Source organism: uncultured Haliea sp., assembly GCF_963973825.1.
Classification (GTDB): domain Bacteria; phylum Pseudomonadota; class Gammaproteobacteria; order Pseudomonadales; family Halieaceae; genus Haliea.
Genome location: NZ_CAXBAE010000008.1, coordinates 106,417 through 117,832 on the forward strand (window position 1 = coordinate 106,417; position 11,416 = coordinate 117,832).

Genomic DNA, 11,416 nt, shown 5'->3' on the forward strand with positions numbered 1-11,416 from the left:
TGGGGTGGGCAAGTCCATTGCCAAAGGCGCCTTATGGACCCTGTCCATTCGCCTGGTCAGCCGTTCCATTAGTGTGGTTAGTACGCTCATTCTTGCGCGTCTGCTGACGCCGTCGGATTTTGGCGTATATGCTTTGGCGATGTCGGTTTACGCATTTGTCGAGCTGATCAGGGCATTCGGCTTTGGTACAGCACTGATTCAAAACCAGGACGCCACCGACCTTCACTACCATACCGCCTGGACTTTGCATTTTCTGTTCTCGCTGGTGAGTTCTTGCCTGCTGTATCTGTTTGCCCCGTTAGCCGCCGACCTGCTCAAAGAGCCTGAACTGGTCTCGGTACTGCGCTTCATGTGTCTCCTGTTTCTGATTGATGGGGTCAAGAACGTGGGCATTATCAATTTCCAGAAGCACATGACCTTTGATCGGGAGTTTCGTTTCCAGCTCTCGATCAAGCTGACCGGGTTTTTCGTTGCGGTCCCTTTGGCCTTTCTGCTAAGAAGTTACTGGGCGATGCTGTATGGCTTGTTGTCTACGTCAGTGATGCTGGTGTTGCTCAGTTATATCATGCAGCCCTTCAGACCCCGGTTCCGCCTTGACTACTGGCACGAGCTGTTTTCGTTTTCTGCTTGGCTGCAGGTGAATAATGTTCTCAACTTCTTCAATCGGCATATCGAGAATTTCATGGTGTCGCGCGTGGCGGGCGTCGCTGCAGTTGGCTCATTGTCGATGGCGAAGGAAACCGGACAGCTGCTGCGGGAAATGGCAGAACCCATCAATCGAGCCGCGTTTCCCGGGTACGCGAGGGTCAACAAGGATCCCGCCCGACTGTTGAATGTTTTCTGTGACGTGATGGGCCCCTTGATGATTCTTGGCTTTGTCATGGCCGTAGGCATTTTTTCGGTAGCGCATCTGCTGGTGCCGACCCTGCTCGGTGCCAAGTGGATCCACATCGTGCCTCTAGTGAAATGGCTGGCACTTGCAACCTTGTTGATGATCATGATGTCCAGTACCAATAACGTTCTGATAGCGCTGGGCCGCATTCGCTGGGCCACGTCGATTATCGTGGTGCGCCTGACCCTGATGGTGATCTTTCTGAACCTGTTTTTACCAGTCTATGGCGTACTCGGTGTCGCCTACGCGACCTTTGCCACGCTGTCTCTGGTGCTGGTGGTGGCCTATCTGGTGTTGCGTCGCAATATGGGGCTGGGGCTGAGGCGAGTAGTGTACATTCTCTACAAGCCAGGGCTGGCGGCATTGGCCATGTTTCTGCTGGTAAATGGGTTGTTTCCCGCACACTGGGTGGGGGAGCCGATGCCTTGGCAATTGGCCCAGCTGTTTGCTGCGGTGGCCGTGGGCGGGATTTGCTTCTTTCTGGTGCTTGGGTTTTTGTGGGTATTGGAGTCTCGCCCGGAAGGGCCGGAAATGCAATTGGTGCGCCTCGTGCACACTCGAACCGGCCTGCTGAGTTTCCTGTTGCCCGGGGGTAGTCCCCATGGCTGACTTGCAGCAGCTGGCTTTCCGCGCCGGACTTACGCTGGCTGGGCTCGCACGGCGGCAACGTCTGTCGATACTGATTTATCATCGAGTGCTGCCCCGGCGGGACTGGATGCGCCCAGCTGAGCCCACGGCGGAGGAGTTTGACTGGCAGATGCAACTGCTGAGTCGGCACTTCAATGTATTGCCTCTTCATGAAGCTGTGCGTCTGTTGCGCAAAGGACGCCTGCCACCGCGTGCCGCTTGTATCACTTTCGATGATGGCTATGCTGACAATGCCACAGTAGCCCTGCCAGTTCTGCAGCGCCATGGCTTGCCTGCCACGGTTTTCGTGGCCAGTGGTTACCTCGATGGTGGCCGCATGTGGAACGACACGATTGTCGAAGCCTTGCGGGTTTACGACCAGCCAGAGCTGGACCTGGCGGAGATCGGATTACCCCGGTACGACACCAGCAACCAGGATCAGCGCCGTAGAACTGCCCATGCGATTATTCGAGAGGGGAAGTATCTCGACTTGGTGCGTCGCGATGAAATTGCCTCTTGTGTTGCTGCCCGTGTGGGGCCCTTGCCAGATGACTTGATGTTGACCTCAGCGCAATTGCGGGTACTGCACAACAGCGGCGTGGAAATCGGGGGCCACACTGTGTCACATCCCATACTGGCGCAACTTACGGTGGAGCAGGCACGGGAACAAATTCAGAGCGGCAAGGCTCAGCTGGAAGGCCTGTTAGACGCCCCTCTGCGCACCTTTGCATATCCCAACGGACGCCGAGGAACTGACTATACCGATGAGCATGTGTTGTTAGTCAGAGAGGCGGGGTTTGAATTGGCTGTGGCTACGAACTGGGGGGTCTCCACCCCCGACACAGATGTGTTGCAACTACCGCGCTTTACTCCCTGGGATAAATCCGCCGCCAGATATCTGCTGCGTATGGCCCTGAACATGCGCCGGGGTACTGAGAGCTGAGCCTACGCTCAGCTGTTTACCGCCGGGGAACAAGGTTCGTAGTGGTGCCCCAGATAGGCTATCCTGTAACGTAATCTCCGCATACTGTGGAGTCCTCTATACGTCGCTTTGCTCGGCGGGAAAACAGAGTATCGTATGCGTTTTGGCAGTACCTTTTCAGGATTTATCACGGGCAGTATCGCTGCTTCAGTGCTTTACGCGGCTGTGGTAGTGCCATCCCATGGGCAGGACATCCATATTGAGCGGTACACAGGCCCTGGTGCTGCGCTTTGGGAGGAGTTCGTCCGGATCCGGATGGGAGGCGAGGTGTCCGTGGATCCCGGCCCTGCGCAAGTACCCTCGCCGTCCAGCGTGGGTGCATCCCGGCCACCGCCCGGCACGGTAGGCGAGCTTGCCACACAGGCACCTGAGGCATCAGGCCCCAGAGCGCCTATCGAGGACGAACCTGTCTACGAAGGCAACCTGGAGGAGGCGATCGTCTACGTGCGAGTGCCTCGCACTATCGGCCGTCATCAGGTAGAGCTGAAAAACGACGAGCCTTATACCTTGCACAGCCCGGATGTGTGGGATCGCCTACCAGACTCACGCCATGTGTTCGAGGGCTTCAATGCGCCGGGCCAGCTGATTTATCGGGACGCGGATGGTGGCGAGCGCATCCTGTATGACTGCGTTCTGCGCAATGATCCTTGTGTACCCTTGGACCCTATGGTGTCTTTCGATGGTCGGCGAATCTTGTTCTCCGTCTATTGGGGGAAGCGCCTCAAGAATGCAAGTTGGGATGGTACGACGCTACCTAACAGATGGCTCGACCAGGCCACTGAAGCCCGCCTGCATGTCGTTGACATTGCAACTGGCAAAGTGACGCCGCTCAAGCACGAGGCGGGAGTTTTTGATGTTAGCCCTGCCTGGCTTCCGGACGGTCGCATTCTTTTTGCTTCTTCCCGAGCGCGCTTCCGCGAGCCGTGGCTAGACGGTATTACCCCGAATCGCAGAGTGGAGACTCAGCTTTACATCGCTGACGAGCAAGGGGGCAATGCGGTCAATATAAGCCCGCACGAAGTCACTACGGCGATGCATCCGTATGTCCTACGAAATGGACGGATAGCCTATAGTTCTCATTGGCTAAGCCACAATCTGGCTTACGGCAGTACAAACGGCAGCATCAACTGGCCGGGCACTCTAGACAATATGTGGCTGGTGATGGATATGGATGTTCGGGGTGGTGATATGCACGCACTGCTGGGAGCCCATAGGAATACGTTTAAGTCGGCCTCCGGGCGTACCAAGACTATGAAGGCACTCCATTTTCTTGGGCAGCGTTACAACAGTGATATATGTGTGAGTAATTACTATCGCGGCAACAATCTCGGGCTTGGCGATGTCTTCTGCTGGACCCCCGAGCCGGTCGGGGTCGAGGGTGCGCTTCCTGAGTTCTTGCCGCGTAATCTCTACAATGTCGCGAACTGGTCAAAGTCCAATGATGAGCCCTCCGTGAAGCAGGATGGCCTCTACCAGGGAAAGATTGGCTATCCAGAAGGCATGCCTGGCAATCAACTGTTGTTGACAGTAGGGCGGGGGTTCTGTACGAACGTTTCCGGCACAGTGAAAAGCTTCCAAGAGCGAGTGGCTGAACAGCCCCACCAACGTGGTTGTGATGTGGGTGTGTATCACACCACTCGGATTCCTTCCCGCCAGATGTCCGATATGGTGCGTGTGGTGGACCGTGAGGAGTGGCACGAGTTTGGTGCAAGAGTGGTCGTAGCTCGATCGGCACCAGATGCGCCGGATTTGCGCTATACCAATGACGGTAGTTGCCAGTTGGCTAGCAGTGACGCGGGGACCGCGGAGACCTCCGCATCCAGGCCCTATGCATTCAACAAGAATTATAAATCCATGGCCAATAATGGTGGCGAGGTCCACGGCTTGCCGCACTCGGAATTGGCGGCTATCCGCTTCTGGGAGGTGCTGCCAAACAAGAAGGAGCGGCGGGCTTTCAAGAACTCTATTGGTAACCAATTGCGCCTTCTGGGTGACGTCCCCTTGTTGCGTGATAAATCCTTCAAGGTGGAATTGCCCTGTGATACGCCTTACGTTATGGCCGGGTTGGACAGAATGGGGCGGGTAATCAAGCGGGATCAGGTACCGCAATCCCTGCGCCCCGGAGAAAAGCGCGTGTGCACCGGTTGTCACTTGCACTCCAAATCCGGAAGATCCTACGAGGAATCGCTCGCCTTCACCGCCCAAGCTGAGGTGTTGCTAGACTCCAGACCCGTGCCTACCTACGCACGCGATATAAAGCCGATCTTCGAGCGCCGCTGTCAAACTTGCCATGTCGCGGACTTGCCGCTCATGGATTACGACGCTCTGGTGTGGGACCAGTTTCAGGCATCAGTGCCGGAAGATAAGCGGGTGCTTATGCGCGAGTCAGATAACGAGCGTCGTCGCTGGGGTATCCAGCGACCCTATACCAGTAAGTACGTCAACTCGATGTTTGCCCGTGAGAGCCTGCTCTACTGGAAGGCTGCGAATCAACGCACTGACGGGCGCACTGATACGACATATCCTGATGACATCGATTTTGGTCTGAATCATCCGGTGAGCATAACGGCTATCGAGCTGCGCACCCTCGCGGAGTGGTTGGACTCTGGGGCGGGGGCTTTGGAGTAGCGTGCTAGGAACGCGGCGATGGTTTCGTCAGTGCTTTTCTCGCGCCAGCTTTTGGAAGAGAAGGGTAGGCAGCTCACTCACTTTCATCGCGATGCATCGCGTGGAAGGTATCGCAAGCAGGCGCCTCGATATGCGCTGTAACTGGCGATGAGCGTAAGGAAGCTTAGGTAATGAGCAAACGTATTCTCGTGATGGACGCCCACGCCGTTGGGATGCTGGGTGTAATTCGCTCTCTCGGGCGGGCAGGCTATTCTGTCACTGCCTGTGCAACATCAGGCCGCGCCCTTGGCTTGCATTCACACTATGCCCAGGATGTCGCTGTGCATCCACCGTATTCCAGTGGAGACTTTGCAAGCTGGTTGGAAGACTATATCAGCGAACGACGGATTGACATGATCGTGCCAAGCGAAGGCTTCCTTCATGCCGTTCGTGATTGCTATGAGCGCTTTGTGCCGCTGTTACCTGATGCGGTTCCTAAGTATGTCTGGGAGGGTTGCATGAGTAAGGTCGATAGCGATGCGATCCTGCGTGCCCATCCCGATGGTGCATACAATCTACCCTTTTCTGCTGTCCTCACAGGTGCGCATGAGCTAGAGGCACTTGAGTCGTCCTTGCAGTCGGAGGCATCGCCTTTCTATGTCAAAGGTGATGCGGGCAAGGGGCTGGGCAAGGTCGGCAAGGCAGTGGTACGCCGATGTCTTTCTATCGCTGAAACCCTGGATGCCGTGGCCGAACTTTTGCCAAACTATCAGGCCGTTATTTGCCAAGGGCATGCTCCGGGGCGGAAGGTGGGTGTCAGTTTGTGGCGGCACCGTGGGGAGTTTCGCGCCGAAAGCATGACTTTAGGTATTCATATGAATCCTTTCCATGGAGGGATGATGTCATTACGTGAGACGTTCTGGCACCAGTCTCTTCTCGAAGATGCCAAGCGGAAGATGGAGTTGCTAGGCTGGGAGGGTGTGGCGATGATGGAGTATAAGTGGGACCCGGACTCTGATCGCTTCTGGTTTATTGAGATAAATGCACGTTACTGGGGCTATTTGCATCTCGATCTTTATGCGGGAAAAGATTTCCCTCGCTTACAGGCAGATGCATTTTTTGGCTCTATTGGTTCAGCGCTAGGGCCGCCTCCACAAGGTATTCGTTGTCGATATCTGTTCCCGGCTGATATCGGCCATGTGCTGTCCCTGCTCAGGAGTGATGAGTCACGTTGGAGTGATCGGCTCAGAACTATATTTGAGTTCGTGCTATGGTCACTGAACCCTCGATGTCACGCCGATCTGTGGTTTCCGCGTGACCGCGCCGTATATTGGCGTGCGGCCTTCGACTTTTTCCGCAGGTAAGTACTACGGCAGAGATCCGGCATTTTGTTTCTGGTCACTCCGTTTTGAAGCACCAGACGACTTGCGGGCGGAAAGAGCTGGTACTAGACTGAAGCATTGGCGAGCAATTATTATCCGATTAGGCGTCGTATGTCTTTGTGATTCTTAAGTTTTCCGTTGCGGCGCATGAAGTCAGTCATGACATCGTCCATGAATCCTGTGCCATGGAGTTGTACGAAGCTCGTGCCACCCAGGTCATTCAGCTCAAGCAACACAGGGCCCTCTGGCCCAACCATCACATCCCAGTGGAGAATCTTCATGGTCGCAAAGACACGGGAAGCCTTTAATACTGTATCTACTATCTTCGACCACATGGGTATTTTCAGGTCAGGCAGGTGATATCCAGTTGTGGGGTGATGCTGGAGGATCTCGGCAAATGGCCAATACCCAGTAACAGCGTGAGACAATGCACCTGTTGCTGGGTCGATACGGGCAACCATGTTGCCCCGGCTACCACCATGGAAATTGTCGCTGTAGTTTCCTGGACGAACGAGCTTCATGATACAGCGATGGATGGTGGGGGCCGAAGAGCGTTGGTCTTGTAGCACTATGAAACGCAGTCCCGATGGAGCGCTAGTCCCTGACATTGATGTCAGAAGGGCGTGCTGTGTAATTGGTGTCTGGAATAGGTACCCGGCGCCTCTGTCGTACATGGGGCTCTGCAAATCAATGGTAGTGTCGATCAGTTGCTCTAACGTCATTTCAGAGCTTGTTCCGACGGACACCTTGCCGCTCGTCTGATTGTAGTTGTTGAGATAATAGCCCCCAATATTCTGTTGAGCATGAACTGGCTTAATGAACAAGGGGTATGAGGAAGGAGTGGACAGGAAGCTAACTAGGCTTTCTCGCGTATGTAGTGGATGAGGAATATATTTGGGTAAAGAGCTTCCAGGCTTGAAAACTGCTACATTCCTCGCCGTTGGCAAATCGTGAAGCTGAGCAATCATGTCGAACACCAACTTGTCCCAAGCCGCTGTCACGGCATGCCTGGGATTAAGTGCCTCGCTAGTGGCCGCCAGCGATGTATAGCCCAAGTATGATCGAGCAAGTCGGGCATTTAGATTCTTGTGTTGATAAATTCCAAGTTTGTAGTAGTCCCATATTCTGCATGTTGCATTGGCTCGGCAAAGCTTGAATATGTCGCGGGTCTGACTGACGTAGTTGCGACCAGTCTGCTTTCGCACCTCTTTTGCCATCTCGAACACTTCGCGTATCTTGTTTATATATTTTTTAGGCATAGTCAGTGTGCCCTCAGATAACCAAAACGGTTCTATTTGCTATTCTGGTTGACGTTTGTTGTTGTCATTGTCACCCGAGCGTCGGTCCATTTTGTATTTTGTACGCGATGATAAAGTGATTTCAATCGGTTGCCGGTCACTAAATTGAAGAGCTCCGAGCTATGTTGCTTAATATGGAAACGTCGTATTTTTTTGTAAAACATCTTAGCTAGGGCATGTTCTCCCATTGCGGTTGCCAGTTCCATGATGTCGGTGGCAAACGGGACGGCGGCGATGCTTCCAATTGGCATCTCAGCAGCTCTTGAAAAGGCTTCCAACTCTGGAAGGTTGTTTGAACGAATACCTAGCAACTTCAAGGTGAGCATAGTGCGCAGACATTTGGGACAATTCCCGCAATTCCCATCAAGCCTCGCCCAACACACCTGCAAGTTGTCGAGTAAGGCTTGATTTTCGGCCAATGCCGCCGTCTTTTCAGTTCTGCTGAACTCAAAGCCGTGGTGGATAACCTCGGTCTCCGAGCCTCCCCACAAAAGATCAGTAAGGGGGTGACTGCCCCAAGGAAACAATTGATCTGCGGTGAATGAGGAAGGAATGTATGTAGAATCAAAGCCCAATGCACTTGCAATGCCACCCAGTTCGAGACCATGCTGGAAGTGGTGTGATATTTTTCTCTTCTCAGCGTAGTCTCGAAAGTTTCCGGATACCTCCAGAATTTGTTTTCCCTGTGCTGAACAAAATGCTCGTTGTTTGTCCAGAAACGCAGGCCACTCTTGTGGACTTCGCCAGCCTTCAAAGCTGTTGAGAATTATCAAATGGCTAATCTCATCGAAATGCTTGAGAAGTGTATAGCTACCGTCAACTCCGGCGGAGAAGAATGTAGCAGAGCCTTTGTTATTTGGAGCAGCTATCGCACTTGAGGCAATGACTTTGACCCTTTTCAGGCCCTTGTTCCAACAACAGTAAATATCCTGCAGAGTCGAAATTCGGTTCAACAAGCCGTTGCTTACGGGGATGGACTCTTCTACCTGAATGTCCCTGTTCATTGCCATCGCTTCTAGCAATGTTATTGCGATGTAGGCATCTCCTATGGAGCGGATGTAGATGTTTTCGGGGAATTCGAATTGAACGCTCTCACCATCAACGGTTGCGGTCATGATACGCAGGCCGTCAATTACCACATGGTGGTAGTTATCAATAACTATTCTATTCATTGAGTACCGCTCCGTTTTACGTGGCTAAAGGCCGCTTTCCACTATTTCGGTTACGGTCTGGCCTTAGCGGGGGGCGTACAGTCATCTACGCGCAACTCTCACCCGTGACTAGTTAGTAGAATAGCCGATTGCTAGCCACTGGCTCTACGGTTGCGTAAGAAAATGCACAACATGAACTATTTGATACTATCTCAAGATACGTCGAACTGGCTGAAAATATCTCGATGAGGTCGATCGAAGACTATGGCGGATGCGGGGTCCGGTTCTACATTGAGCTCAATAACTACGGGCCCATCAGCTGTGATCGCAATATCTACGCCAGCAAATTGCAGGCGAGGAAAGGCTGCGACCGCGCGTATCGCCAGACCCACGGCCTCGCCCCAAAATGGTATTTTTTCCCCGGTGATTGGCACTCCTGAATCCTTGTGGAACTCGAAAGTTTCGTTCCAAATGTTTTTGATCACCCCTGGACCTATCTCACCGGAATCTATATCGACAGGAAACGCGAGAGCACCTTGGCTCGTATTGTCGACCAGGCTTCCGTGTCTGCCAATCCGAAGGAAGGCCCCGAGGAAAGTTCCTTTGCCACCTGTACTGGCTGCCCAGATTCTCAGGGTATTGACGCTAGAAGCGTTAAAGTGTGCAAGTTCTGGGTGTTGCTGAAGATATTCTTCAATGATGTAGTCAGTCCCTGATCCGAGCTGCAGAAATTCGTCGATAAACCTGGGAATATCTACCGGCTCATCCGTGTCAAGTAGCCGGAAGGTCAATGTCTCTTCCCTTACCACTCTCACCGCGCGAAAGCCCTCGCCCCCATAGCCTTCCACTAACTTGAAGCACAGCCGGTCTACCTGTGGATAGGTGAACAATAACTCAGTCAAATCTTTATCGTTGATCAAGCGCGCCCCGGTTTTTGCTACGCCGAGTTGCGCATGAAGATGACCAAGGAACCTGGGAGTCGGTATTTTCAGAAGCTCTAAAACGCCTTTTTCGCTAATCTTATTTTGCGAGATCTTTTGGTACGCGGGCGGGTTCAGCTTGCTTACAAAACGGCGAAATTTCTTGTAAGTCCAAAAGCCTGTTTTGAATGCCCAGGGTAGCCCCCTGCGCCAGTATCGCGCGATGTGGTAGTGTCTTGGACCCAAGCCATAGACGAGACGCAACACGATCATTTCCGCGACCTGTCGGTAGGCAGGCAAGTGGCCTTCCCTCGATCGCCGTAGTGTCTGGCGTACTATGTCAGCGAGCGTCGCGGTCGATGTCTGCTTTGAGTTAGTTGCCAATTTAGTATTCTCATGGTGGTTCTTAAGCTGTAGTGCCTCAACGGAGGCCTTCCCTGTATTGGTCACGCGGGAGATCTAAAAAGATTTCGCGCGTGGCGAATCAGTTCCATGAAACCACTCATCTCAGCCTCGAATTCGAGCTCCGAAACGTTCTGCCCATCCAGAATCCGTGGCAGCGCATACCTTTCAGACTGACTGTTCACAAGCCCGATATCCGTGGTTGTTGCCGAAGCGATGCCTGTTCTTCTAAGGGTTGGCCAGATTTCGGGTGAAAATCGTCCGCTGGGATAGCAAAAGTGGGTGGGGACGCGCCCTGTGATTGCCTGAATACGCTCACTATTGATTGCAAGCTCATGTTCCAGGCAATCTTCGTCGTTGTGTGTGATTCTGTGATGGTGAGTGTGCAACTCCACAGCGATGCCTGACTCTGCCGTCTCCTTTACTTCCATCGGGGTCATAAGATGAAACAGGCGGTCTGCCGCCAGACCTTCATAGTCCAACCCCGTTTGTTGGCATAAGGATCGCAAAAACAACTGCTTCGCAGAATCGCTGTCGAGGCTTGCTAAGATTTTAGAAGCGATCGCCAGCACTTGCTTTTTCTCGGTATGGGTACGAGTGGGCAGCGGTCCAAGTCCATATTCTGGAACATGGATTAAAGGGTATCGTTTTGGGTCGATCTGATGAATGGAGTATTGCAGTGCAACGTCAATAACAGGTAATTGGTTGAAGCAATAATAAGTCGTTAGATAAACTGTCGCAGGGTAGTTGAGTGCTTGTAGTACTGGGAGCATGTGCTCATACGTGCTCTGCCAGCCGTCATCGATAGTGATAACGGTTGCGCCCTTGGGTAGTTCGCCGCTTTGGTGTTTTTCCAAAGCCTCAGTGAGTGTGATTACGGGGTAGCCCAACTCCTTGAGAAGCTCCATCCTCCGCTGGAATTTGCATTTGCTCATAAACAGAAAATTTCCGAAGTGGCCTGTACCCATCCATATTCCGTGGTAAGCGAGTATCCTTACCCGATTGGCGGTGACCAGCCTGCTGAGGGAAAAAAGCCCAATAAATCTTGCGAGAGCGAGTATGATGTGTTTCAAATTCCTAAAGCCATCCGATATTGTTGTTTACCCATGCAACCATTTTTGCGCAGGTCGCCTCCCATTGCGAGCTTGAATTTGA

At 53.0% G+C, this 11,416-nt stretch carries 8 protein-coding genes; 4 read left to right on the plus strand and 4 right to left on the minus strand.

The window, feature by feature from the left end:
* The first annotated feature begins 4 nt into the window (after positions 1-4).
* The 4 genes from AACZ17_RS10990 to AACZ17_RS11005 all read left to right on the plus strand — a co-directional run bounded on the left by AACZ17_RS10990 (position 5) and on the right by AACZ17_RS11005 (position 6,472).
* Positions 5-1,501 (plus strand): lipopolysaccharide biosynthesis protein, encoded by a 1,497-nt coding sequence (locus AACZ17_RS10990; RefSeq protein ID WP_339638251.1) that lies wholly within the window; start codon positions 5-7, stop codon positions 1,499-1,501.
* Positions 1,494-2,462 (plus strand): polysaccharide deacetylase family protein, encoded by a 969-nt coding sequence (locus AACZ17_RS10995; protein ID WP_290745913.1) that lies wholly within the window; start codon positions 1,494-1,496, stop codon positions 2,460-2,462. The genes AACZ17_RS10990 and AACZ17_RS10995 overlap by 8 nt, the downstream gene beginning before the upstream one ends.
* A gap of 351 nt (positions 2,463-2,813) precedes the next feature.
* On the plus strand, positions 2,814-5,129 hold the full coding sequence (locus AACZ17_RS11000; protein WP_290745916.1) for a hypothetical protein: 2,316 nt from the start codon (positions 2,814-2,816) through the stop codon (positions 5,127-5,129).
* A gap of 170 nt (positions 5,130-5,299) precedes the next feature.
* Positions 5,300-6,472 (plus strand): hypothetical protein, encoded by a 1,173-nt coding sequence (locus AACZ17_RS11005; RefSeq protein ID WP_290745919.1) that lies wholly within the window; start codon positions 5,300-5,302, stop codon positions 6,470-6,472.
* 110 nt (positions 6,473-6,582) lie between these two features.
* Here AACZ17_RS11005 and AACZ17_RS11010 read toward each other — a convergent pair whose 3' ends face one another.
* From AACZ17_RS11010 to AACZ17_RS11025, 4 genes are all read right to left on the minus strand, one after another.
* On the minus strand, positions 6,583-7,749 hold the full coding sequence (locus tag AACZ17_RS11010; RefSeq protein WP_290745923.1) for a sugar-transfer associated ATP-grasp domain-containing protein: 1,167 nt from the start codon (positions 7,747-7,749) through the stop codon (positions 6,583-6,585).
* 32 nt (positions 7,750-7,781) lie between these two features.
* Positions 7,782-8,960 carry a hypothetical protein gene (locus tag AACZ17_RS11015; protein WP_290745926.1) on the minus strand — a complete coding sequence of 393 codons (1,179 nt, stop codon included), beginning with the start codon at positions 8,958-8,960 and terminating at the stop codon, positions 7,782-7,784.
* Positions 8,961-9,151: 191 nt separating this feature from the next.
* Positions 9,152-10,126, minus strand: coding sequence for a sugar-transfer associated ATP-grasp domain-containing protein (locus AACZ17_RS11020; RefSeq protein WP_290745930.1), 975 nt, complete (start codon positions 10,124-10,126; stop codon positions 9,152-9,154).
* 179 nt (positions 10,127-10,305) lie between these two features.
* Positions 10,306-11,196, minus strand: a complete 891-nt coding sequence (locus AACZ17_RS11025; RefSeq protein ID WP_290745933.1) for a polysaccharide deacetylase family protein — start codon at positions 11,194-11,196, stop codon at positions 10,306-10,308.
* Between the last annotated feature and the right edge of the window lie 220 nt (positions 11,197-11,416).

Coding starts and splice junctions, on each gene's coding strand:
- AACZ17_RS10995 (WP_290745913.1), top strand. CDS start 1,494: ATGGCTGACTTGCAGCAGCTGGCTTTCCGCGCCGGACTTACGCTGGCT.
- AACZ17_RS11015 (WP_290745926.1), bottom strand. CDS start 8,960: ATGAATAGAATAGTTATTGATAACTACCACCATGTGGTAATTGACGGC.
- AACZ17_RS11005 (WP_290745919.1), top strand. CDS start 5,300: ATGAGCAAACGTATTCTCGTGATGGACGCCCACGCCGTTGGGATGCTG.
- AACZ17_RS11010 (WP_290745923.1), bottom strand. CDS start 7,749: ATGCCTAAAAAATATATAAACAAGATACGCGAAGTGTTCGAGATGGCA.
- AACZ17_RS11025 (WP_290745933.1), bottom strand. CDS start 11,196: ATGAGCAAATGCAAATTCCAGCGGAGGATGGAGCTTCTCAAGGAGTTG.